Origin of the sequence: Azoarcus sp. CIB, from assembly GCF_001190925.1 — a bacterium.
Lineage (GTDB): Bacteria > Pseudomonadota > Gammaproteobacteria > Burkholderiales > Rhodocyclaceae > Aromatoleum.
Window position 1 is genome coordinate 4,400,210 of the sequence record NZ_CP011072.1, and the last position, 22,897, is coordinate 4,423,106.

At 69.4% G+C, this 22,897-nt stretch carries 20 protein-coding genes; 12 read left to right on the plus strand and 8 right to left on the minus strand.

From position 1 onward, the window contains the following. Positions 1-18: 18 nt before the first annotated feature. The 4 genes from AzCIB_RS19710 (at position 19) to AzCIB_RS19725 (ending at position 4,987) form a co-directional block, all read left to right on the plus strand. On the plus strand, positions 19-837 hold the full coding sequence (locus tag AzCIB_RS19710; RefSeq protein ID WP_050417457.1) for an FTR1 family iron permease: 819 nt from the start codon (positions 19-21) through the stop codon (positions 835-837). Beyond that, positions 834-2,210: a 4Fe-4S binding protein gene (locus AzCIB_RS19715; RefSeq protein WP_232299277.1), complete on the plus strand. Its 1,377-nt coding sequence runs from the start codon at positions 834-836 to the stop codon at positions 2,208-2,210. The genes AzCIB_RS19710 and AzCIB_RS19715 overlap by 4 nt, the downstream gene beginning before the upstream one ends. Positions 2,211-2,321: 111 nt before the next feature. After that, a complete protein-coding gene (locus AzCIB_RS19720; protein ID WP_050417458.1) occupies positions 2,322-2,795 on the plus strand; it encodes a (2Fe-2S)-binding protein in 474 nt (157 codons plus the stop codon). Beyond that, on the plus strand, positions 2,792-4,987 hold the full coding sequence (locus AzCIB_RS19725) for a xanthine dehydrogenase family protein molybdopterin-binding subunit (protein ID WP_050417459.1): 2,196 nt from the start codon (positions 2,792-2,794) through the stop codon (positions 4,985-4,987). Before AzCIB_RS19720 ends, AzCIB_RS19725 begins: the two co-directional genes overlap by 4 nt. Positions 4,988-5,126: 139 nt before the next feature. Here the strand turns inward: AzCIB_RS19725 and AzCIB_RS19730 are convergent, their stop codons facing one another. Next, complete coding sequence (locus AzCIB_RS19730; protein WP_050417460.1) at positions 5,127-7,232, minus strand: TonB-dependent receptor; 2,106 nt, start codon at positions 7,230-7,232, stop codon at positions 5,127-5,129. 348 nt (positions 7,233-7,580) lie between these two features. Between AzCIB_RS19730 and AzCIB_RS19735 the strand changes: the two genes are divergently transcribed. From AzCIB_RS19735 to AzCIB_RS19755, 5 genes are all read left to right on the plus strand, one after another. Then, complete coding sequence (locus tag AzCIB_RS19735; RefSeq protein ID WP_050417461.1) at positions 7,581-9,707, plus strand: TonB-dependent receptor; 2,127 nt, start codon at positions 7,581-7,583, stop codon at positions 9,705-9,707. A 73-nt stretch (positions 9,708-9,780) separates the two neighbouring features. Beyond that, positions 9,781-11,901: a TonB-dependent siderophore receptor gene (locus AzCIB_RS19740; RefSeq protein WP_050417462.1), complete on the plus strand. Its 2,121-nt coding sequence runs from the start codon at positions 9,781-9,783 to the stop codon at positions 11,899-11,901. Positions 11,902-11,908: 7 nt separating this feature from the next. Further along, positions 11,909-12,550 (plus strand): PepSY-associated TM helix domain-containing protein, encoded by a 642-nt coding sequence (locus tag AzCIB_RS19745; RefSeq protein ID WP_050417463.1) that lies wholly within the window; start codon positions 11,909-11,911, stop codon positions 12,548-12,550. 281 nt (positions 12,551-12,831) lie between these two features. Then, positions 12,832-13,299: a rhodanese-like domain-containing protein gene (locus tag AzCIB_RS19750; protein ID WP_050417464.1), complete on the plus strand. Its 468-nt coding sequence runs from the start codon at positions 12,832-12,834 to the stop codon at positions 13,297-13,299. 133 nt (positions 13,300-13,432) lie between these two features. After that, positions 13,433-14,344, plus strand: coding sequence for a bestrophin family protein (locus AzCIB_RS19755; RefSeq protein ID WP_050418474.1), 912 nt, complete (start codon positions 13,433-13,435; stop codon positions 14,342-14,344). A 144-nt stretch (positions 14,345-14,488) separates the two neighbouring features. On the opposite strand, the gene AzCIB_RS19760 is transcribed toward AzCIB_RS19755, so the two are convergent. The 7 genes from AzCIB_RS19760 to AzCIB_RS19790 all read right to left on the minus strand — a co-directional run bounded on the left by AzCIB_RS19760 (position 14,489) and on the right by AzCIB_RS19790 (position 19,087). Then, positions 14,489-14,815 (minus strand): AzlD domain-containing protein, encoded by a 327-nt coding sequence (locus AzCIB_RS19760; RefSeq protein ID WP_050417465.1) that lies wholly within the window; start codon positions 14,813-14,815, stop codon positions 14,489-14,491. Then, complete coding sequence (locus AzCIB_RS19765; RefSeq protein WP_050417466.1) at positions 14,809-15,516, minus strand: AzlC family ABC transporter permease; 708 nt, start codon at positions 15,514-15,516, stop codon at positions 14,809-14,811. Before AzCIB_RS19765 ends, AzCIB_RS19760 begins: the two co-directional genes overlap by 7 nt. 90 nt (positions 15,517-15,606) lie before the next feature. Beyond that, complete coding sequence (locus AzCIB_RS19770) at positions 15,607-16,071, minus strand: c-type cytochrome (protein WP_050417467.1); 465 nt, start codon at positions 16,069-16,071, stop codon at positions 15,607-15,609. Then, positions 16,061-16,396: a hypothetical protein gene (locus AzCIB_RS19775; protein ID WP_050417468.1), complete on the minus strand. Its 336-nt coding sequence runs from the start codon at positions 16,394-16,396 to the stop codon at positions 16,061-16,063. Before AzCIB_RS19775 ends, AzCIB_RS19770 begins: the two co-directional genes overlap by 11 nt. A gap of 53 nt (positions 16,397-16,449) precedes the next feature. Further along, the gene (locus AzCIB_RS19780) at positions 16,450-16,920 is read right to left on the minus strand and encodes a DUF411 domain-containing protein (protein ID WP_050417469.1); all 471 of its coding nucleotides are present in this window, start codon (positions 16,918-16,920) and stop codon (positions 16,450-16,452) included. A 14-nt stretch (positions 16,921-16,934) separates the two neighbouring features. Further along, positions 16,935-18,416, minus strand: coding sequence for a heavy metal sensor histidine kinase (locus AzCIB_RS19785; RefSeq protein WP_050417470.1), 1,482 nt, complete (start codon positions 18,414-18,416; stop codon positions 16,935-16,937). Beyond that, a complete protein-coding gene (locus AzCIB_RS19790) occupies positions 18,416-19,087 on the minus strand; it encodes a heavy metal response regulator transcription factor (RefSeq protein WP_050417471.1) in 672 nt (223 codons plus the stop codon). The genes AzCIB_RS19785 and AzCIB_RS19790 overlap by 1 nt, the downstream gene beginning before the upstream one ends. Before the next feature lie 155 nt (positions 19,088-19,242). On the opposite strand from AzCIB_RS19790, the gene AzCIB_RS19795 reads away from it, so the two are divergent. The 3 genes from AzCIB_RS19795 to AzCIB_RS19805 all read left to right on the plus strand — a co-directional run bounded on the left by AzCIB_RS19795 (position 19,243) and on the right by AzCIB_RS19805 (position 22,718). Then, positions 19,243-19,602: a copper-binding protein gene (locus AzCIB_RS19795; RefSeq protein ID WP_050417472.1), complete on the plus strand. Its 360-nt coding sequence runs from the start codon at positions 19,243-19,245 to the stop codon at positions 19,600-19,602. Positions 19,603-19,830: 228 nt separating this feature from the next. Beyond that, the gene (locus tag AzCIB_RS19800) at positions 19,831-21,183 is read left to right on the plus strand and encodes a TolC family protein (protein ID WP_050418475.1); all 1,353 of its coding nucleotides are present in this window, start codon (positions 19,831-19,833) and stop codon (positions 21,181-21,183) included. Beyond that, on the plus strand, positions 21,180-22,718 hold the full coding sequence (locus AzCIB_RS19805; protein WP_050417473.1) for an efflux RND transporter periplasmic adaptor subunit: 1,539 nt from the start codon (positions 21,180-21,182) through the stop codon (positions 22,716-22,718). Before AzCIB_RS19800 ends, AzCIB_RS19805 begins: the two co-directional genes overlap by 4 nt. Positions 22,719-22,897 lie beyond the last annotated feature (179 nt).

Sequence of the window (22,897 nt, forward strand, 5' to 3'; positions counted from 1 at the left end):
TTTCCGGAGGCAGGCATCATGGGCAACGCCCTGTTCATCGTGTGGCGCGAGAGCGTCGAGGCGATCCTGATCATCAGCATCCTGCTCGCGTGGATCCGCGACCGCGACGATGCGCGCATCGGCGTGCATCACCTGTGGGCGGGCGTCGGCGGCGGACTCGCGCTGGCGGGCTTCCTCGCGCTCGCGATGCTGGGCGTGCACGGCTGGCTCGCGGCCGACGCGCTGGATCTCTTCCAGACCGCCATCGTGTTCGCCGCCGCCGGCCTGATCACGCACATGGTGCTGTGGATGCGTTCGCACGGGCGCCACATGAAGCGCGAGCTCGAAGCGGGTCTCACGCGCGCGGCCCAAACCGCCGGCGGGACTTCGGTCGCCATGCTCGCGGCGATCGCTGTGGGCCGCGAGGGGGCGGAAACGGTGCTGTTCCTGTACGGACTGGCGATGGAGCAGTCCGGCGAAACGCTCGCACGCCTGTTCGCCGGCGCGGGCATCGGCTTCGCGCTGGCGCTCGCGACCGCATGGGTGATCCTGTCGGGCGCGCGCTGGCTGCCGGGGCGCCTGTTCTTCCGCGCGAGCGAGATCGTGCTGTTGCTGCTCGCGGCGGCGTTGCTGGTATCGGGCGTCGAGCGCCTGATCGACATGGAGTGGCTGCCGCCGCTCATCGAGCCGGTGTGGGACAGCTCGGCGCTGCTCGAAGACGGCAGCACCGCAGGCGGCATCGCCGCAGCCTTCGCCGGCTACCGCGCGCAGCCCTCGCTGATGGTGCTGATCGCGTGGCTGGGCTACTGGGGCGTGGTCGCGCTACTCGGGCGCCTACAGCGGAGGACTGCGGCATGAACACCTGCGCGGTCGCTGCCGCCCCCTCAGCCGCCCGCCCATACCTCGCCCGCGTGGGCGAACTGATGCGCCGCCATCGCGGCTGGATCGTCGGCGCGCAATGGGCGATCCTCGCGGCCTACCTGTTCCTCGTCATCACCCCCGCCTTCCTGCCACTGCCGGAATCCGGCGCGCACCTGTGGAACAACCTGACGCTGTTCGCGCAGTTCGCCTTCTGGGGCATCTGGTGGCCCTTCGTGCTGGTGTCGATGATGCTGATGGGGCGCGTGTGGTGCGGCACGATGTGCCCGGAAGGCTTTCTCTCCGAGCAGGTGTCGCGCTTCGGCCTCGGCCGCCCGGTGCCGCGCTGGATCAAGTGGGGCGGCTGGCCCTTCGTCGCCTTCCTCGGCACGACCGTGTATGGCCAGCTCGTGAGCGTGTACGAGTACCCCAAGGCGGCGCTGCTGGTGCTGGGCGGCTCGACCGTCGCGGCGGTCGCCGTGGGCTTGGTCTACGGCCGCGGCAAGCGCGTGTGGTGCCGCCACCTGTGCCCGGTCAACGGCGTCTTCGGCCTGCTGTCGCGGCTCGCGCCGGTGCATTTCCGCACCGACCGCGCGGCGTGGGAGTCGTACGGCGCGAAGAAGGTGATCCCGATCAACTGCGCCCCGCTGGTCGACATCCGCCGCATGGAAAGCGCCGCCGACTGCCACATGTGCGGGCGCTGCGCGGGGCATCGCGACGCGGTGAGCCTCGCCGCGCGCGTGCCCGGCAGCGAGGTCGCGCAGCTCGACGCGCAGGACACGGACCACTGGGAAGTACGCCTGCTGGTGTTCGGCATCATCGGCACGGCGATCGGCGCCTTCCAGTGGTCGGCCTCGCCGTGGTTCGTGCGCGCGAAACTCGCGGCTGCGGAGTGGCTGGTCGAGCGCGACGCCTTCGCGCTGCTCGCGGACGACATCCCGTGGTGGCTGCTGACCCACTACCCCGAAGCGAACGACGTGTTCACCTGGCTCGACGGGATCATGATCCTCGCGTACATCGGCGTCACGGCGCTGGTGCTCGGCGGCTGGATCACGCTGTGGCTGCGCGCCGCCGCCGGCCTGCTCGGCGACACGGCCGCGCGCCTGCGGCTCGCCTACGCGCTGATCCCGCTCGGCGGTGCCGGCGTGTTCCTCGGGCTCTCGGGACTCACCGTGACCCTGCTGACGGCCGAAGGGGTGATCCTCACGGCACTGCCCGAAGCGCGCGCCACCCTGCTCGCGGCGGCGGCACTGGCGAGCCTGGTCCTGGCCGCCATCCACGTCCGCCACAGACGGCGCCGCGGGCGCGCAAGCTCGGCGCCCTGCTCGCCTTCGCCGCGGCGTCGGCAGCCGCGGTCGTGCCGTGGGTGTTGATGTATTACGTCTGGTAATGCGCGCCGGGTCGATCTTGCAAGATAAATAATCTAACCTGTGGGCATCGGCATCCCGGCCGCAGACCGGGGCCGCCCCGACAGGAGATTGCAGATGACCCGATTCATCCTCAACGGGCAGAAGGTCAACACCTCCATGCCCGAGGACACCCCGCTGCTGTGGGTGCTGCGCGACGGACTGGAACTCACCGGCACCAAGTTCGGCTGCGGCATGGGGTTGTGCGGCGCGTGCACGGTGCATGTCGACGGCGTCGCGGTGAAGTCCTGTTCGACGCCGGTTTCGGAGGTCGCCGACAAACACGTCACGACCATCGAACAGATCGGCAGGAACCGCGTCGGCGCGGCGGTGCAGGCGGCGTGGCAGAAGCTCGACGTCGTCCAGTGCGGCTACTGCCAGTCCGGCCAGATCATGGCGGCAACCGCCTTGCTGACGAACACGCCGCGACCGAGCGACGCGGACATCGACGCGGCGATGGCCGCCAACCTGTGCCGCTGCGCGACCTACGTGCGCATCCGCGCCGCGATCCACGAAGCCGCGAAGCGCCTCGCGGGGAGGGGCGCGGCATGACGACCCGCATCGAGAACGTGTCGCGTCGCGACTTCCTCAAGGCCGGCGCCGGCCTCACGCTGGGGCTGGTGCTGCCGGGCGCGGGCTCCGCGCTGGCTGCGACGGCGAAGGACGCACCCCAAGCGGAAGCCGCCTTCGCTCCGAATGCCTTCGTGCGCATCGGCACCGACAACCGCGTGACGGTGATCGCCAAGCATCTGGAGATGGGCCAGGGCACTTACACCGGCCTTGCGACCCTGGTCGCCGAGGAACTGGACGCCGACTGGGCGCAGGTGATGGTCGAAGGCGCTCCGGCCGACGCGAAGCGCTACAACAACCTGCTGTGGGGCCCGTCGCAGGGCACCGGCGGCAGCACCGCGATCGCCAACTCCTTCGACCAGTTGCGCCAGGCGGGCGCGAGCGCGCGGGCAATGCTGGTGCAGGCGGCAGCCGCGCGCTGGAAGGTGCCGGCCGGCGAAATCCGCGTCAGGGCGGGCGTCGTCAGCCATGCGAAGAGCGGCCGCAAGGCGAGCTTCGGCGAACTGGCCGAGGCCGCGGCGAAGCAGGCGGTGCCGCAGGAAGTGCGCCTGAAGGATCCCAAGGACTTCACGCTGATCGGGCGGCACGTGCCGCGCAAGGACAGCGTCGAGAAGACCACCGGCCGCGCGCAGTTCACGCAGGACGTGAAGCTGCCGGGGATGCTCGTCGCGGTCGTCGCGCACCCGCCACGCTTCGGCGCGACCGTGCGCACGGTCGATGAACGCGCGGCGCGCGCGGTGCCGGGCGTGCTGCGCGTCGTGCGCATCCCGCAGGGCGTCGCAGTGCTGGCGCGCGACTACTGGACCGCGAAGAAGGGGCGCGACGCGCTGCAGATCGACTGGGACGACAGCGCCGCCTACCGCGGCAGCTCCGAGCAGATCTTCGCCGATTACCGGAAACTCGCCGCGACGCCGGGACGGGTCGCGCGCCGCGACGGCGACACGGACAAGGCGCTGGCCGAGGGCGCGCAGGCGCTGGACGCGGAATACGCCTTCCCCTACCTCGCGCATGCGCCGATGGAGCCGCTCAACTGCGTGATGCGCCTCGACGCGCAGGGCTGCGAAGTGTGGAACGGCGAGCAGTTCCAGACCGGCGACCAGTACACGCTGGCCGCCTTCTTCGGACTCAAGCCCGAGCAGGTGAAGCTCAACATGCTGTTCGCTGGCGGCAGTTTCGGCCGGCGCGCGAACCCGGCCGCGGATTACGTGCTGGAGACGGCGCACATCGTGAAGGCGATCCGCGGCGAGGCGCCGGTGAAGCTGGTGTGGTCGCGCGAGGACGACATGCGCGCCGGCTACTACCGGCCGCTGTACCTGCACCGCCTGCGCGCCGTGCTCGACGTACAGGGCAAGCCGCTCGCGTGGTCGCAGCGCGTCGTCGGCCAGTCGATCCTCGCCGGCACGCCCTTCGAGAGCGCGATGGTCAAGGACGGCGTCGACGCGACCTCGGTCGAAGGCGCGGCGAACCTGCCCTACGCGATCCCCAACCTGCAGGTCGAGCTGCACACCACCAGCAAGGACGTGAAGGTGCCGGTGCTGTGGTGGCGCTCGGTGGGCTCGACGCACACCGCGTTCGCGGCCGAGGTCTTCCTCGACGAACTGGCGACGGCCGCGGGCGCCGATCCGGTCGCGTACCGGCTCGAGCTCCTCGGCGCGCATCCGCGTCATGCGGGCGTGCTGAAACTCGCCGCCGACAAGGGCGGCTGGGGCAAGCCGCTCGCAGCGGCGAAGAGCGGCAAGCGCGGTCGCGGCGTCGCGGTGCACGAGTCCTTCAACACCTTCGTCGCACAGGTGGTCGAGGTCACGGTCGCGCCCGATGGCGGCTTCACCGTCGATCGCGTCGTGTGTGCAGTGGATTGCGGCATCGCCGTGAATCCGGACGTGATCCGCGCACAGATGGAGGGCGGCATCGGCTTCGGGCTCGCCGCCGCGTTGAGCGGTGCGATCACACTCAAGGACGGGGTCGTCGAGCAGTCGAACTTCCACGACTACCCGATCCTGCGCATCGACCAGATGCCGAAGATCGAGGTGCACATCGTGCCGTCCGCCCAGAAGCCGACCGGGGTGGGCGAGCCGGGGGTGCCGCCGCTCGCGCCGGCGCTGGTGAATGCGCTGTTTGCCGCGACCGGCAAGCGTATCCGCACGCTGCCGATCGGGGAGCAGTTGAAGGCGTGACGTAGACGCTCCCTCCCCTTCAAGGGGAGGGTCGGGGTGGGGATGGGTTGAGCAGACGTCGCAGAAACCCATCCCCCCTCCTAAACCTCCCCCCTTGAAGGGGGGAGGAACAAGGTCTCCGCGCTGGCCGTCCGCCCCATCAGAACGCGTGCGTCAGCGTCAGCCGCGCGTTGAGCGGCGCCCCCGGGCTGATGTTGTTGTCGCTGTGCGCCGTCGGGAAGTACTCCTTGTCGCCGAGGTTCTCGACGTTGAGCGCGACACGCGTCTTGCCGCCGGCAAACGTGTAATACAGCGCGCCGTCGACGCGGGTGAAGGCCGCCAGCTTCACGGTGTTGTTGAAGGACGTGTAGCTCGCCCCCTGGTGGATCACACCGAGACCCGCACCCCAGCCGTGACCGAGGTCGAAGCGGTTCCACAGCGAGGCCATCTGCTCGGGCACCAGGCCGACCTTGCGGCCCTTGGGCGCGCTCGAGGTCGTCTTCGTGATCTCCGACTCCAGGTTCGCGTAGCCCGCGAACACCTGCCACCATGACGTGATCTTGCCCTGCAAGCCGATCTCGACGCCCTCGGTGCGCTGCTCGCCGGTCTGCACGAAGAAGCCCGGGTTCAGCGGATCGGCCGTCCGAACATCCTCGCGCGTCAGCCGGAACAGGGCAGCCGACAGCGTGAGATCCGGATTGAGATCCCAGCGCGCGCCGATCTCATGGTTGATCGCCTTCTCGGGCGCGAGATCCTTGGTGTTCGCGGCGAGGCTCAGCTGCTCGCCCGAGGGCAGGAAGGCGTAGCTGTAGCTGGCGTAATAGGTCTGGGCCGGCGTCGGCGTCCAGATCAGGCCGAAGCGCGGGCTGACCTCGGTGTCGGTGCGCGACAGGTCCCGGCGCGTCGTGGTCGTGCGCTTGTCGTCGAGATCGACCTTGAACTGGTCCCAGCGCAGGCCGGCGAGCACCTTCCACTGGTCGTTCAGCGCGATCTGGTCCTGCAGGTAGGCGGCGACGGTGTCGGACTTGACCGTGTTGTTCGCGTCGGTGCCGTTGAAGCGGAAGCTCGTCGCGGTCGCGACGGGGTTGGCCGCGGATACGGTGGCGCTCGTCGACGCGCCGAAGAAGCCGGTGTGGCGCTCGTTGTCGCTGTCCTGGCGGCCCAGCTCGATGCCCGCGAGCAGCGTGTGCTTGAGGCCGCCGGTCGTGAATTTCGTCGTCAGGTCGGTCTGGTTGAAGACGTTGGTGCGCAGGTTGGAGGCGTTATAGGCCGAGATGCGCACGTTGCCCGCGCCATTCACGGCCCCGCCGGCAAAGACGTTCTGGTAGAACTTGTCGTACTGCGTGACGCTCAGGCTGTTCTTCAGCTGCACGCCGCCGAAGTCGTGCTCCAGCACGGCCGAGAGCGAATCGACCATTGCGCGCGACTTGCTCTGGTCGGCATTGCCGAAGAAGGTGCTGCGCTTGGTGTCGAAGGGGCGATCCCCCTGCGAGGGAATGCCGCGGTCGGCGGTGCGCTCGTCGTACAGGCGCTCGTAGGACAGCGTCAGCGCGGTGTTGCCGCCCGGCGTCAGCGTCACGCTGGGATTGAAGGCGTAGCGCTTGGCATCCACGCCGTCGCGGAAGCTGTCGGCGCGCTCGGCCATCGCGTTCAGACGCCACGCCGCCGCGTCGCTCAGCTTGTTGCCGACATCGACGGTGCCGCGCAGCTGGTCGAAGCTGCCCAGCGTGACGCTCGCCTCGCCCACATGCCCGAACACCGGACGCTTGGTCACGCGGTTGACGATGCCGCCCGCGCCGCCGCGGCCGAAGCTCATGCCGCCCGGCCCCTTGAGCACCTCGACGCGCTCGACGTTATAGAGATCGCGGAAGATCTGCGCGTCGTCGCGGATGCCGTTCACGAAGAAGTCGGCCGTCGTGTTGTTGCCGCGGATCACGATCTGGTCGCGGTTGCCCTCGCCCTGCGCCGCGGTCGTGCCGGGCACGTAGCGCAGCACGTCGGAGATGCTGCGCATCGCCTGGTCCTCGATCACGTTCTCCGGCACGACGGTGATCGATGCCGGCACTTCCTTCAGCGGCGTGTCGGTCTTCGTGAAAGTCGCGGAACGCGTGGCGCGGTAGCCCTGCACCGGGCCGTCGGCGCGCTCGACCTGATCCTGGACGAGCACCGGCGACAGCACCGCATCGGCGGCGAGAGCGACATTGCCGCAAGCGCTTGCGGCGAGCATGGCAAACACGACCGGCTTGAGCCGGGGACGGAACGACATCTTTCTACTCCTGTATGAACCCTGGCTGGCTGGGTAGAGATGTCGCCTGGCTTGCCGTGGATGAACGATCGGTACGGTACGGCCCCCGCGTGCGCCCGCTATGGCCGGTCGGAAACTGCCGGCTTGCGGACGTCACACTTGAGAACGATTCGCACCGTAAATAAGAAGCGTTCGCAACACAATGTGTCGGCGCACATTGCGCGCCGACATTGTGGCGCAAATACAACGATTCTTATTTGCGATTGATTCGCATTTACATGCTGCAATACAATCCGCCGCAAAACCAGCCAGCCACTCCGCCCCCTCCGGTCGGATCGCCAGCCAGCAACGTCCCCGACCGGAGTCCCGATGCGTCCCACCACCCTCGCCGTGGCGATCGCCGCTGCACTGCCTGCCCTCGCTGCCGCCCAGGCCACCCTGCCCGCCGTCACCGTCACTGCCGAACAGGGCGGCGCCGCGCCGTCCTACAACCCGCTCGTCTCCTCCTCGGCGACCAAGGGCACCGCCCCGCTGCGCGACGTCCCGCAGACCGTGAACGTCGTAGGCCCCGAGCTGATCGCCGACCAGGGCGTGCGCTCGCTCGCCGACGCCCTCACCAACGTCCCCGGCGTGACGCTCAACATGGGCGACGGCCAGCGCGACCAGTTCGCGATCCGCGGCTTCACCGCGATCGGCGACACTTTCCTCGACGGCGTGCGCGACGACGCGCTGTACTACCGCGACCTGTCGAACACCGAGCGCATCGAGGTCCTCAAGGGCCCCGCCGCCGTGCTCTACGGCCGCGGCTCCTCGGGCGGCATCATCAACCGCGTGAGCAAGCTGCCGACGACGCAGACGATCCGCGAAATCACCGTGCAACTCGACAGCGAAGGCGAGAAGCGCATCAGCTTCGACACCGCCGGCTCATTGGGCGACGGCGGCCACGCCTTCCGCCTGACCGGCGCCTTCGAGGACTCGACCGGCTTCCGCGACGAATCCTTCCTCAAGCGCGAGGCCATCGCCCCGTCGCTCGACCTCAAGCTCGGCGAGGACACGCGCCTGCTGCTGCAACTGGCGCACAACCGCGATCGCCGCCCGACCGACTTCGGCATCCCCGACAACAACGGCCGCCCGCTCGACGTCGACCATGACACCTACTACGGCTCCGGCGACGCCGAGCGCGACGACACGACCACCGCGACGATGAACACCGCGACGGCGACCCTGTCGCATCGCATCAACGACGACTGGTCGCTGCGCAACGTGTTGCGCTACTACGACTTCAAGCTCGACCGCGACAACACCCTGTACCGCTCGGGCAGCGCCTACACGCTCTCCGGCGGCCAGCTCATGATGCAGCGCACCCACGGCCACGTCGTGCGCGACGAGGAAGGCTGGTTCAACCAGCTCGAACTCACGCAGCGCGTGAAGCTCGCCGGCATGCAGCACACCCTCCTCTACGGCGTCGAAGTCGGCACGCAGGACAAGCAGCTCGACATCGATAACTGGATCGGCATCGACCGCGTGCCGCTCTACAACCCCGGCGGCGCGATCCCGCCCTACACGACACGCGCGCCCAACTCGCGCACCATCGACAACGTCACGACGCAGGACAGCACCGCGTTCTACCTGCAGGACCAGATCGCGCTCGGCGAGCAATGGAAGGCGCTGGTCGGCGTGCGTCACGACGAGTATCGCCAGAAGACCACCGAGCCGACCAAGCGCGACTTCGAACGCACCGACCGCGAATGGAGCCCGCGTGCCGGCCTCGTGTGGCAGCCGACTGCGACCCAGGCCTACTACGTCTCCGTGTCGCGCTCCTTCCAGCCCTCGGGCGAGCAGTTCCAGCTCTCCGCCTCCAACGTCGACGCCGACCCCGAGATCACCACCAACCACGAGATCGGCGCGAAGTGGGACTTCCTCGGCGGCGCGCTGTCGGCCGGCGCGTCGATCTTCCAGCTCGTGCGCGAAGACATGAAGATCACCGATCCGGTCACGCGCCAGACGATCAACGCGGGCAAGCAACGCACCGAGGGCCTGGAACTGTCAGTCTCCGGCCGCCCCGCGCCCGGCTGGCAGGTCCATGCCGGCTACGCCTTCCTCGACACCGAGATCGTGAAGTCGACCGCCACTGGCGGCGCCAACTTCGGCACCCGCCGCGTCACCGTGCCCTTCGAGGGCAAGGACGCCGCACTGACGCCGCGCCACAGCGGCTCGATCTGGGTCGTGCGCGACCTCGGCCGCGGCTGGAGCCTCGGCGGCGGCATGCGCGCGCAGGCCTCGCAATACGCCTCGCCCGACAACCTCGTGCGCCTGCCCGGCTTCGCGGTCTTCGACGCCGCCCTGCTCTACCGCAGCAAGGCCTACGACCTCGCGTTCAACCTCAAGAACGCCTTCGACCGCGAGTACTGGGCGACCGCCCACGGGAGCGTCAACGGCCTGAACCAGCCCGGCGCGCCACGCACGCTGCAGGCGACGGCGACTTTCCGCTTCTGATCCTCCCTTCCGCCCCGGCCGCATCCGCGCCACCGGGGCATTTACCGATCCCTCTCATCCCGGAACACGTCCAATGCGCACGAGACTCCTCGCCCGCCTCATTCCCGCCGCCCTGCTGGCCGCCTACGGCGGCGCCCACGCCCAGGAAAAACAGCTTGAAGCGGTCGAGGTCTTCGCCACCGAATCGAGCTGGCGCTCAGGCAGCGTCGGCGTCGGCACCTTCCGCGACACCCCGGCGAAAGACGTGCCGATGACGATCAACGTCGTCGACCGCGACCTGCTCGACGCGCAGCAGGCCAACAGCCTGTACGAGGCGATGAAGAACACCGCCGGCGTCGCGCGCGCCCAACTCGGCGCCACCGCCTACGACAACCTGTCGATCCGCGGCCTGCTGGTCGAGAACCGCTCCAACTACCGCCTCAACGGCGGCCTGCCGATCGTGAACCTCATCGACCTGCCGCTCGAAAACAAGGAGCGCGTCGAAGTGCTGAAGGGCGTCGGCGGCCTGTATTACGGCTTCGTGCCCCCGTCCGGGATCATCAACCTCGTCACCAAGCGCGCCGGCAGCACGCCGGTCACCGCGGTGCAGTTCTCCACCGACGACAACGGCAGCGCCGTCGCCGGCCTCGACATCGGCCGCCGCTTCGGCGCCAAGGGCGAGTTCGGCGCGCGCGTGAACATCGTCGGCGGCCAGCTGGAGAGCCCGGTGCGCGACGCCGGCGGCGACCGCCACCTCTATGCCGGCGCCTTCGACTGGCAGGTCACCGACCGCTGGCTGCTCAAGCTCGACGTCGAGGACATCGCCAAGGACGTCGTCGAGCAGGCTAGCATCCTCGCGCTGCGCGCCGTGAATGGCGAGATCCCGCTGCCGCGCATCCCCGACCCGAGGAAGCTCATCGCCCCCGACTGGGCGAACTACGACGCGAAGGAGCAGAACGTGCAGCTCCGGAGCGACTTCGCGCTGTCCGACAACTGGATCTGGACCGTCGAGATGGGGCGCTCCTGGCTCGAACGCGACCGCAACTTCTCGCAGCTGCAGAACTACGACATCGCCACCGGCGAAGGCACGCTGCAGATCTCGCGCACCAAGGGCCAGGAATACATCAACCGCAGCCAGCGCACCGAGTTCGCCGGACGCGTCGAGACCGGCGCCCTCACCCACGACCTGACTTTCGGCTATGCCCGCAACGTGCTCAGCCAGACGGCCGGCGCAACGCGCCAGATCACCGTCGCGCAGAACCTCTACAATCCGCGCGACATCCCCGAGACGGCGGTGGTCTATCCGGATCGCGCCCTCCACTCGCGCACCTACGATCAGGGCTGGTACGCCTTCGACCGCATCGCGCTCGGCGACTGGCTGCTGATGGCGGGCGCGCGCGGCAGCGAGTTCGAGTTCGAGCACGCGACCAACCCGGCCCTCGACTACACCAAGCGCCGCGTCACACCGACCGTCGCCGCGGTGTACAAGCTCACTCCGCGCACCAACCTCTACGCCGGCTACCTCGAAGGCCTCGAGGATGGCGGCATCGCGCCCGCGCGCACCGTCAATGAAGGCGACTCGCTGAAACCCATCGTCAGCCGCCAGTGGGAAGGCGGCATCAAGAGCGAGTGGCGGGGCCTGCAGACCAACGCGGCGCTGTTCCAGATCGAGCGCCCGATGAACGGCGTCAATTCCCAGGGCACAGCCAGCACCGCGGACGACGTGTATGAGCGCCTCGGCGAGGGCCGCTACCGCGGCGTCGAACTCTCGGCCGGCGGGCGCTTCGCGCCGCGCTGGAGCCTGTTCGCCTCCGCCCAGTGGCTCGACGCCGAATTCACGGACGCCGAGAACGACCCGCGCCTCGTCGGCAAGCGCCCGGCCAACACGCCCAAGGTCACGGCCAGCCTCTTCGTCGAGCACAGCCTCGCCGCCGTGCCGGGCCTCGCGCTGTCGGCCGGCGCGTACTACACCGGCGAGCGCGAGGTGAACCCGCTCAACCAAGCCCAGGTCGACGCCTTCACCCGCTATGACCTCGGCGCGCGCTACCGCACCAAACTCTCTGGCCGCCAACTCGACCTCGTCGCGAACCTGGAAAACGTCGCCGACGAGCGCTACTGGGCCGCGGCCGGCGACAGCCGCGTCAATTCCAACAGCCCGCTGCTCGCGGTCGGCATGCCGCGTACACTGCGCCTCTCCGCAAAACTGAGCTTCTGAGCCCGCCGTGATCCACCTCCACCACCGCCCGCCCAGCCATCGCGGCAACTCGCAGAAGTGGCTGCGCCGCATCCACGCGTGGATCGGCCTGGGCCTCGCCGCGATGCTGCTGTTGTTCGCGACGACCGGCTTCCTGCTCAACCACCGCGCGGTGATGAAGATCCCCGCGCTCGATCGCAAGGAGGTCACGCAGCTGCTGCCCGTCGAGGCGACGCCCGCCGATCCGGCGGCGCTCGCCGCCGCGCTCGCACCGGCGCTGGGACTCGACGCGGCGACGCTCAAGTCCCGCGTCGAACCCGCGAAGGCGGTGGGCTGGGGCGGCGGAGACATCCGCCAGCCCGAACGCTGGACCCTGCGCGCGGACACACCATCCGAATCGGTGCAGATCGACTATTGGGTGGGCAGCCGCCATGCCGAAGCGAAGCGTACCAAGCCCAACCTGTGGCTCTACCTCGCACGCCTGCACATGGCGATCGGCACTGGCCCGACGTGGGTGCTGCTCTCCGACGCCGCCGCGCTGGGCCTCGCCTTCCTCGGCCTGTCCGGCTTCTGGCTGTGGGGCCGGCTGCACGGCTCGCTGCGACGGCTCACGCTGCTCGCGAGCGGCGGCCTCGCGATGGCTGCCGGGTTGGCGTGGGTCGCGGGCTGACGCAAGCCGCGGCCAAAGGGATTCCGTAGGGCGGATGAGCCGCGCAGCGGCGTTATCCGCCGCATGGAGGGCATGCCGACGACGCCCATGCGGCGGAAGGCGCTGCGCTTTTGGCTACGCCGAAACTTCGTTTTCCGCCCTACGACGGGTTCAGGGGACGGTCGCTTGGTCGATGCGAGGCCTCCGACTTACATACAAGCACATGCTAATATGCAGAACTCCACCCCCTGCTGACGGTCTCATTTATCTCTGTCAGCACCCGCCGTATTCCGGAGTTCCTCATGGCCCTCGCCCTTTCCCTTACCCGCCGCCGCACGCTCCTTGCCGTCGCAGCGGCAATCCTCCTCCCCCTTTCGCCGGTCCACGCCCAGCAGGGCGCGGTCCCCGAAATCACCCCCGCCGAGGCGCAGGCGCAGGCCAAAGCCGGGAAGATCACGCTGATCGACGTGCGCACGCCCGAAGAATGGCGCGAAACCGGTGTCGCACCGGGCGCCACGCCGATCAACCTGTACCACCCGGGCGGAGCGGAAGGCTTCGTCAAGGAAGTGGTCGCCCGCGTCGGCGGCAAACGCGACACCCCCATCGCCTTCATCTGCCGCAGCGGCAACCGCAGCGGCCAAGCGCAACGCCTGCTCGCTGCACAGGGCTTCACCAACGTGTACAGCGTGCGCGAAGGCATGAGCGGCAGCACCGCCGGTCCGGGCTGGATCAGGAGCGGCCTGCCGGTCGAAGCCTGCAAGGTTTGCTGAACGGGACTCGACGGAGTCGCGCCGCGCGGCTCCGTTGCACAGACGCTGCACTGCAGCAACTTCCACCCAAGGGGCGCGCGAAACCTGCGAGAATCGCGCCTTCCGTCGCATCAGCGACCAGCCCGCCCCCGCCGTGATCCTCCGTCCCCGCCCGCACTGGGTCCATCTGCTTTTCGTCCGCCGCGGCTCGCTCGTCCCGCGCATTCTGTCCCAGCAACTGTTCATCTTCACGCTGTCCTGCGCCGTCGTGCTGCTGCACGGGCAGCTCTTCCACTGGAAAGTCACGCTCACGGCGGCGCCGTTCTCGCTGATGGGCGTCGCGTTCGCGATCTTCCTCGGCTTCCGCATCAACGCGAGCTACGACCGCTACTGGGAAGCGCGCAAGCTGTGGGGCGCCGTGCTCGTCGAAGCGCGCAATCTCGCACGCCAGGCCCTCAACCTCGCTGCACCGACTACGACGCAGCGTGCGTTCGTGCTGGGCCTGGTCGGCTTTGCGACGGCGATGCGCAACCAGCTGCGCGCACGTCCGCGCGACACCGACCTCGCGGGACTGCTGCCGACCGAACTGGTCGAGCGCGTGCGCACCGCGCGCTTCGCCCCCGCGCTGATCCTGCTGTGGCTGGGCGAATGGCTGCGCGAGCGGCGCACGGCCGGCGAACTCGATGCCATCGCCGCGCAGCAGATGGACCAGTCGCTCAACAACCTGTCCGGCGCGCTCGGCGGCTGCGAACGCATCGCCAACACGCCGCTGCCCTTCACCTACTCGGTGATCCTGCATCGCAGCGCCTACTTCTACTGCATGCTGCTGCCCTTCGGCCTCGTCGATTCGATCGGCATCATGACGCCGCTGATCGTGTGCTTCGTGTCCTACACCTTCTTCGCACTCGAAGCGCTCAGCGACGAAATCGACGATCCCTTCGGCACGATGCCCAACGATCTCGCGCTCGACGCGCTGGTGGCCGGCATCGACGCCAGCCTGCGCGAAATGCTCGGCGAGCCCCTGCCGCCCGCCCCCGTCCCCGACGCGAACTACCTGCTCACCTGAACGCCGTCCGCTACCAACCCAGCGCAACATCGTAGGGAGGGAGGAGCGAAGCGCATCCCGCCAATGCCAGGCGCCGGGATCCATCCGAACGCCGCATGGCGGGATACGCCTTCGGCTCCTCCCGCCCTACCGACCATCACGGCGCTACCAGCCCAGCCCCTTGCGCAGCAGGAGCAGCACGCCCATGCCGGCGATGAAGGGCAGCCACGGACTACGCGAGCGCACCGCGGCGAGCGCGACAACGATGCCCGCGACGAGCTTGGGATTCGCCGGATCGAACGCGCCCGCGTCGAGCAGCAGGTCCGGCATGATCAGCGCCGACAGCGCCGCGGCCGGCGCATAGCGCAGCGCGCGCTGCAGCGCCGGCGGCAGGCGCGCGCCGTCGCCACTCAACACGAAGCTGCCACGCGTGAGGATCGTCGTCGAGCCGATCGCGAACAGCGTCAGCCATAGCCACACCCCCTCTACCATGCCTGCCTCCGCTTCTCCGACCAGTGCTCGGCAATGAAGCCCGCCGCGATGCCCAGCGCGATCCCGGCGATGACGCCGAGCCGGAGCGGCAAGCCGCGCAGCAGGACGGCGCCCAGGCCGCCGACCAGCGCCGCGACGAGCATCGCGCGCTGTTTCACCATCGGCACCAGCATCACCATCAGCGCGATCGTCGTCATGAACTCCAGCGACCAGTCCTTCGGGAACACGCCCGCACCGAGCACGCCGACGAGCCCGCCGAGCTGCCACATGCTCCAGCACAGCATGGCCGGGGCCACGTAGAAGCCCCAGCGCCAGTGCGGATCGTCGCTGCGCAGCAAGCGGTCCGCGCACAGCACGAACAGGCCGTCGACGAGCAGATAGCCCGACAGCAGGCGCTTCGACCACGACGCGCCGTGGAAGGCCGGCGCCAGCGCGGCGCTGAAGATCACGAAGCGCAGGTTGAGCACCAGCGCGGTGACGAAGATCAGCCACAGCGGCGCGCCGGCGGCGATCAGCGGCAGCGTGCCGAGCTGGGCGGTGCCGGCGTAGACGATCAGGTTCATGCCCAGCGACTCGACCGCCGACAGGCCCGTCGAACGCATCGCCACGCCGGTGACAATCGCCCACGGAAGGAGGCCGACCGACATCGGCAGCATCAGCCGGAGCCCCTCGCGGGCGCCGCGCTTGAAGGATTCATTCATTGGGGAAGCTCACCCGAAACGGGAAAGCGCTTTAGGATACCAGTCCTGTCGCCCGGGGCAACGCGCGAACGACTGGGCCACGCCGCGCTGTCAGCGCCGCTGCTGCGCCATCTGCGCGCGCGCGGGCCACACCTCGGCCGGCCAGGTGCTCTGGATGAAGGCCAGCGTCGCTCGGATCTCGTCGTCGGACAGCACGCGGGCGAACGCCGGCATGTCGCTCGCGTAGCCCTCGGGCGCCCACGGCGGCACCATGCCGTCGCGCGTGATGTTCACCAGCAGTTCGTTCGGATGATGCCAAGTGTGGCCGGACGCATCGTGCGGCGGCGCGGGCAGCCGTCCGTCGGCCTTGCGCTGGCGCCACTCGGGCTGACCTTCGAGCTTCGCGCCATGACACGCCGCGCAGTGCGTGCGGTACAACGCCTCGCCGCGCGCGACCTGCGCCGCATCCTTCGGATCGATGCTGCCCTCGGCCCCGCCGCCACAGCCTGCCACGCCCGCAAGCACGGCCGCCGCGAGCGCAGCGGCATTCAGCCCCCCGCCCGCTTTACGGATCACGCCGGTCGCCGCACGGGTGGCGGTCCGCCCCGCAGTGCTGGAAGTCGCCGAGCGGGCGGTTGAACGTGTACTCGAACGGCTTGCCGACGAGTTCGTGCGCGGCATCGCCGGCGGAGCCCGTCGGCAGCGTGAAGGGCAGCGCGACGAAGAACACCGCGGCACCGATCACCGTGCCGACCACGCCGAGCGGGCGCACAAGAAGGAGGTCGGCCGTCATGTCGCCGGCACGGTCGCCGGTAACGGTTCCCGCCTGCTGCGCGAACACCCCCGCGCTCGTCGTCAGCAACACGGCCGCTCCCAAGGCGGCAGCAAGTTTCCTGCACATGATCGACTCTCCGGAGCCCCTCGTAATGGGGCTCAACGAGGCTCAATGAAGGCTCAATGGCTGGCGAAGACCCGGGTCTTGCCGTCCGCGGTGACGCTCACGACATCGTAGCGGTCCGCCGGGAAAGTTCCTTCCATCCCCGGCGAACCCTGCGGCATGCCCGGCGCCGAGATGCCCGCGACCTTCGGCTTCTCCGCCAGCAGGCGCTTCACGTCGGCTGCCGGCACATGCCCTTCGACGAAATAGCCGCCGACCTTGGCAGTATGGCAGGAGGCCTGCGCCTGAGGCACCCCCGCCTCGCGCTTGATCGTACCCATGTCGGAGCTCTTGACCTCCTTCACGGAAAAACCCGCCGCGCGCATGTGCTCGGCCCACTTGCCGCAGCAGCCGCAGTTGGGATCCTTGTACATCACCACTTCCTCGCCGGCGGCGAACACCGGCGCGGCGAACGCGGCGGCCAGCGCCAGCGTGGCGACCAAGGCGAGGGGACGGCGGGCGGGACGGGACGGGGTATGCGACTTCATGATCTTCCTCGGATTCAGACGGTTGCCGACGTTTGGCCGGCTGCGGGAGACGGAGGTTCCGCCCCGCGCGCACCGGCTGCCGCGAATCGCGCATCGGCGGACGCGAGCGGCAGATACAGCGTGAAGGTGGTGAGGCCGCCGGCGGATTCCACGCCGACGCGGCCGCCGTGCGCCTCGACGATGGAGCGCGTGATCGCGAGCCCCAGTCCTGCGCCGTCGCCCTGGCGGGTGCGCGCCGGGTCGACGCGATGGAAACGGTCGAAGATGCGCGCGAGATGCTCGGGCGGGATCGCCTCGCCGGGGTTGCTCACCGCGAGCCGCGCCTCGCCCCCGGCCGTGTCGATCGCAATGCGCACGACGCCACCCGACGCCGAATGCCGCAGCGCGTTCGACAACAGGTTCGACACCGCGCGCCGCAGCATCAGCCGGTCGCCCTGCACGCACGCGTCGCCCGCCACCGCCAGCCGCAGGCCCTTCTCCTCGACCAGCGCCTCGTAGAACTCCGCCAGCGCGCCCGCCTCCCCGGCGAGCGACAGCGTCTCGGCCGGCCGCGGCAGCAGGCCGTTGTCCGCCTGCGCGAGGAACAGCATGTCGGCGATCATGCGCGCGAGCCGCTCGTACTCCTCGAGGTTCGACAGGAGGATCTCGCGATACTCGTCCGCATTGCGCGCGCGCCCGAGCGCGACCTCGGTCTGCGTCATCAGGTTGCTCACCGGCGTGCGCAACTCGTGCGCGATGTCCGACGAGAACTCGCTCAGCCGCCGGAAACCCTCCTCCAGCCGCGCCATCATCGCGTTGAGCTCGCCCGCCAGCGCCTCCAACTCCACCGGCAGCCTGCGCGTGTCGATGCGCGCCGCGAGACGCTGCGCCGACACGCCGCGCGCGACCTCCGCCATCTTGCGCAGCGGCGCGAGCCCGCCGCGCGCCGCGACCGCGCCGAGCAGGCCCGTCGCGACGATCGCCAGCGCCACCGCGAACCACAGCGAACGCTCGAAGTCGCGCATGAAGCTGCGGTGATGTTCGATGTCCATCGACACCACGACGCGCGCCGCCGGGGCGCCGGCGATGCCCGTGCGTGCGCTCGCGACCACGCCGCGGTAGATGTGCCCGCCCTGTTCCCAGGTGCGCGCCGGCGGATAGACGGCCGCATCGGCGCCTGGGTCGATCCGCGCCGCCTGCGCGGGGAAGTCCGCCCCCGACGACGCGAACAGGATCTCGCCGCGGCCCTCGTCCCTCAACACCGCGATCGACAGGCTGTGGTGCCCCACCAGCGCGCTGTCGAGCTGCTGCGCGACGTTCGCGAAATCCGCCTCCTCGCCCACCTGCGCGAGCACCGAGCGTGCGAGTTCGAGCTTGCCATGCAGCTCGACGAGGTCGCCCTCCTCGAAATGGCGCTCGACGGTCGCCGAGATATAAATGCCCAGGCCCAGCAGCACCGCGGCGAAGAGCCCGCCGAAGAGCAGCGTCAGGCGCAGCGTCAGCGACAGCCGCGGCATCACGGCGCCTCGAGCACGTAGCCCATGCCGCGCACGGTGCGGATCAGCTTGGGCTCGAACGGGTCATCGACCTTGGCGCGCAGGCGGCGCACCGCGACCTCGATCACATTGGTGTCGCTGTCGAAGTTCATGTCCCACACCTGCGAGGCGATCAGCGAGCGCGGCAATACCTCGCCCTGGCGGCGCAGCAGCAGCTCCAGCAGGCCGAACTCCTTCGCGGTCAGATCGATGCGCTGCCCCGCCCGCGTCACGCGCCGGCGCAGCAGGTCCAGCTCGAGGTCAGCCGCGCGCAGCGTCTCCGGCTCCTTCGACTTGCCCCGGCGCAGCAGCGTGCGCACGCGCGCGAGGAGCTCGGAAAACGCGAAGGGCTTGACGAGGTAGTCGTCGGCGCCCAGCTCCAAGCCGCGCACGCGGTCCTCGACCTGGTCGCGCGCGGTCAGGAACAGCACCGGCATCTCGCGCCCCGCGCGGCGCACCGTCTGCAGCACGCTCCAGCCGTCCAGGCCGGGCAGCATCACGTCGAGCACCATCAGGTCGTACTCGCCGGTCAGCGCGAGGTGCAGCCCATCCATGCCGTCGCGCGCGAGGTCGACGACGAAGCCGGCCTCGACCAGGCCCTGCCTGAGATAATCGCCGGTCTTGGCCTCGTCTTCGACGATCAGGATCTTCACCACTGGCTCCTTGCCACCATCACACCACGGATCGCATTGTGCCCGCCCCCACCGGGTGCGGATCAAGATTACAAAGATGTAACCCCGGAGTCAGCTTTCTGTCCTCACGCCCTTTTCATACTGACCCCATTCCTGCCATGCATGGAGCTCTCCCGATGAAAACCACGCTTCTGATCGCGACCCTGGGCCTCTTCGCCGCCTCGACGGGACAGGCGTTCGCGCAAAGCGGCCATGACGCCGGTCACAGTCACCACATGGCGCAGAACGCCGCACCGACGAACGCCTCCGCTGCGCGGATGAGCGAGGGCACGGTCAAAAAAGTCGACAAGGCGGCCGCGAAGATCACGATCGCCCACGGCCCGCTCGAGAACCTCGGCATGCCGGGGATGACGATGGCCTTCCGCGCCGCCGACGCGGCGATGCTCGACAAGGTCAAGGCCGGCGACAAGATCCGCTTCACCGCCGAACGCGTCGACGGCGTGTTCAGCGTCACGCAACTCGAAGTCGCCAAGTAGGGGGCCGCTTCCGGCGACTGACTATTAACTCGGCAAGCAATCACGTGATATCCGGTTGAGCACGGCACAGTCACTCCCTCCCCTTCAAGGGGAGGGCTGGGGTGGGGATGGGTTAGAGCCGGTCCGCCGGAAACCCATCCCCCTCCTAACCTCCCCCTTGAAGGGGGAGGAACAAGGTGACGGCAGCCCCGCCGCCCCAAACAACAACGCCTTCGCGGAGTCCCGATGATGAACTCGTCCAACGCGAGAACGCGCCGGCCGCACGCGCCGGCCTCGCTCCTGGTCGCAAGCCTGCTGGCCCTCGCGACGACGGTCCATGCCCAGGACGCCGCCCCGCCACTAGCCCGAACTTTCCCGATCACTCCGACCGCTCCTGCGGTGAATCAGACCCCTGCCCTCGGCGCCGACATCGCCGGCCTTCTGGAACACGCCCGCAGCACGAACCCCGCCTTCGCCGCCCAGCGCGCCGAGAGCGCAGCCGCCCGCGAGCGCATAGCCTCTGCCGGCGCCCTGCCCGACCCGAACGTCCAGGTCGAGCTGATGGACTTCACCAACGAGATGCGCGGCGGCGGCACGACGCTGGTGCCCGGCCGCGTCGGCGAGACCCGCTACCGTTTCATCCAGCCGCTGCCGGGCTGGGGCAAGCGCGACCTGCAGAGCCGCACCGCCGCCGCCAAGGCCGAGCAGGCCGTGGCCGGACTCGACGCCGCCTGGCTGGATCTCGCCATGACCATCAAACAGGCCTGGCTGCGCTACTACGCCGCCGACCGCGAAGCCACCCTCGCGCGCGAATCGCTCGCGCTGCTCGGCGGCCTCGAGGAAGCCACCCTCGCACGCTACCGCCAGGGCCTCGCCCCGCAGCAGGCGGTGCTGCGCGCCCAGCGCGAGATCACCAGCCAGCGCCTCGCGCAGGTCGGCATCGAACAGCGCCGTCGCGGCGCCAGCGCGGCCCTTAACGGCCTGCTCGCGCGCGCCCCGCACGCGCCGCTTGCGGCTCCCGCCGAACCGCCCGCCCTGCCCGACACACTAGACCTTCCTGCCCTCGTCGACCGCGCCCGCAGCACCAACCCCGCCCTCACGGCGGATGAGCGCGGCATCGAAGCCGCCCGCCTGGAACGCGAACGCACCTGGGCCGACCGCTACCCCGACTACACGATCGGCGTCACGAACAACCGCCCGCGCGGCGAGGACCAATCCTGGGACCTGATGTTCGAGGTGATGATCCCGCTGCAGCAATCCGCGCGCCGCGCCCGCGAACGCGAGGCCACCCACATGCTCACGGCCGCCGACGCGAAGCGCGAGGCAACCGGTGCGCGCCTCGCGGGCGAGCTCGGCGGCGCCTGGGCAAACTACACGAGCAGCCGGGAAAGCCAGCGCCTCATCCGCGCCACGCTGCTGCCGCAGGCGCAGGCGACGCGAGACGCGACGCGCACAGCCTTCGAGACCGGCCGCGCCGACTTCGACGCGGTGCTCGAAGCCGAGCGCCAGCTGGTCGACACCCGCATGAGCCTGCTGCAGTCGGAAGTCGAGGCGCGCATGGCCCTGTACGAAATCGAGAAACTGGTCGGAGAAGCCCTGTGAAGCCCGCCGCACAACTCGCCGCCGGCGCCGCCGCGGTCGCCCTTGCCCTCGCCGCCGGCTACTTCGCCGGCACCCGCAACGCGGACCATCCCGCCCCCGCCCCCGCCACGTCGGCCGACGCCACGGCGCCCGCGGAAAACACGGGCGACAAGAAGATCCTGTACTACCGCAACCCGATGGGCCTGCCCGACACCTCGCCGGAGCCGAAGAAGGACGCCATGGGCATGGACTACATCCCGGTATATGAAGGCGAGGACGATGGCGCCGACGACACCGGCGCCGTCACCGTGAGCCCGTCGCGCCTGCAGACGCTGGGCGTGCGCACCGCGATCGCCGAGCTGCGCGCGCTAGACGAGCCCGTCCGCGTCGTCGGCCGTGTCGCCATCAACGAGCGCACCACCGTCGACGTCGCGCCCCGCTTCGAAGGCTGGATCGAACGCCTGCACGTCAGCGCCAGCGGCGACCCGGTACGCCGCGGTCAGGCGCTGTTCTCCGTGTACAGCCCGGAACTGGTGTCGGCCGGCAGCGAACTGCAGATCGCCGAACGCCTGCAACGCGACGCCGCCGCCGACCCGGAAGCAGCCGAATCGGCCCGCCGCCTCGCGGACGCCACCCGCGCACGCGTCTCGAACTGGCAGATGAAGCTGCCCGAGGGGGCGAAAGCCGGTAACGGACGGCTCACCTTCACCTCGCCCGCAAACGGCATCGTGCTGGAGAAGAAGGCCGTCGAAGGCATGCGTTTCATGCCCGGCGAGGCGCTCTACCGCATCGCCGACTTGTCGAGCGTCTGGGTGCTCGCCGACGTGTATGAGCGCGACCTCGCGCGCGTAAAACCCGGCCAGTCGGCGAGCGTGACGCTCGACGCCTTCCCCGGACGCAGCTTCCCGGCGAAGGTCGCCTACCTGTATCCGACGCTCGACGCAGCGACCCGCACGGTGTCCATCCGCCTCGAACTCGCAAACCCCGAAGGCCTCCTGCGCCCGGGCCTCTTCGCGCACGCCGAGGTCGCCACCGGCAAGGCCGCCCCCGTGCTGACCATCCCCGCCTCCGCGATGATCGACAGCGGCGAGCGCCAGGTCGTGCTCGTCGCGCAGGACGAAGGTCGCTTCCTGCCGAAGGCGGTCAAGGTCGGCCGCCGCGGCAGCGATCACATCGAGATCATCGAAGGGATCGCCGCCGGCGAGCGCGTCGTCGTGTCGGCGAACTTCCTGATCGATGCCGAAAGCAACCTGCGCGCCGCGCTCGCGACATTCACCGCCGGCAAGGACGGCGGCGCTGCCGTGCAGCACTACTCCGCCGACGGCACCCTGGACGCGATCGACACCTCCGCCGGCACCGTCAGCATCACCCACGGCGCAATCCCCGCGCTGAAGTGGCCGCCGATGACGATGGACTTCAACCTGGCCTCGCCCGAGGTCGTCAAGAACATCGCCCCGGGCACCCCGATCCGCTTCGAGTTCGAACAGCGCACGTCGGGCGAATTCACGATCACGCGCATCGAACCCGCCGCAGTTAGTGACCACAAGGGGCATTGATAACCGTAGGTGCAGTTACGTGATTTCAGGTTGAATCCTGCGCGGTCACTCCCTCCCCTTCAAGGGGAGGGCTGGGGTGGGGATGGGTTAAGCAGACGCCGCCGAAACCCATCCCCCTCCTAACCTCCCCCCTTGAAGGGGGAGGAACTTCGTGCCCGAGCAGACGTTAGATACTCGAC

Bases quoted from the DNA above. Each gene is read 5' to 3' on its own strand.
- AzCIB_RS19725 (WP_050417459.1), top strand. From the start codon at position 2,792: ATGACGACCCGCATCGAGAACGTGTCGCGTCGCGACTTCCTCAAGGCC.
- AzCIB_RS19785 (WP_050417470.1), bottom strand. From the start codon at position 18,416: ATGCCGCGGCTGTCGCTGACGCTGCGCCTGACGCTGCTCTTCGGCGGG.
- AzCIB_RS19765 (WP_050417466.1), bottom strand. From the start codon at position 15,516: ATGAATGAATCCTTCAAGCGCGGCGCCCGCGAGGGGCTCCGGCTGATG.
- AzCIB_RS19775 (WP_050417468.1), bottom strand. From the start codon at position 16,396: ATGTGCAGGAAACTTGCTGCCGCCTTGGGAGCGGCCGTGTTGCTGACG.
- AzCIB_RS19740 (WP_050417462.1), top strand. From the start codon at position 9,781: ATGCGCACGAGACTCCTCGCCCGCCTCATTCCCGCCGCCCTGCTGGCC.
- AzCIB_RS19780 (WP_050417469.1), bottom strand. From the start codon at position 16,920: ATGAAGTCGCATACCCCGTCCCGTCCCGCCCGCCGTCCCCTCGCCTTG.
- AzCIB_RS19760 (WP_050417465.1), bottom strand. From the start codon at position 14,815: ATGGTAGAGGGGGTGTGGCTATGGCTGACGCTGTTCGCGATCGGCTCG.
- AzCIB_RS19710 (WP_050417457.1), top strand. From the start codon at position 19: ATGGGCAACGCCCTGTTCATCGTGTGGCGCGAGAGCGTCGAGGCGATC.
- AzCIB_RS19735 (WP_050417461.1), top strand. From the start codon at position 7,581: ATGCGTCCCACCACCCTCGCCGTGGCGATCGCCGCTGCACTGCCTGCC.
- AzCIB_RS19800 (WP_050418475.1), top strand. From the start codon at position 19,831: ATGAACTCGTCCAACGCGAGAACGCGCCGGCCGCACGCGCCGGCCTCG.
- AzCIB_RS19750 (WP_050417464.1), top strand. From the start codon at position 12,832: ATGGCCCTCGCCCTTTCCCTTACCCGCCGCCGCACGCTCCTTGCCGTC.
- AzCIB_RS19730 (WP_050417460.1), bottom strand. From the start codon at position 7,232: ATGTCGTTCCGTCCCCGGCTCAAGCCGGTCGTGTTTGCCATGCTCGCC.
- AzCIB_RS19795 (WP_050417472.1), top strand. From the start codon at position 19,243: ATGAAAACCACGCTTCTGATCGCGACCCTGGGCCTCTTCGCCGCCTCG.
- AzCIB_RS19720 (WP_050417458.1), top strand. From the start codon at position 2,322: ATGACCCGATTCATCCTCAACGGGCAGAAGGTCAACACCTCCATGCCC.
- AzCIB_RS19715 (WP_232299277.1), top strand. From the start codon at position 834: ATGAACACCTGCGCGGTCGCTGCCGCCCCCTCAGCCGCCCGCCCATAC.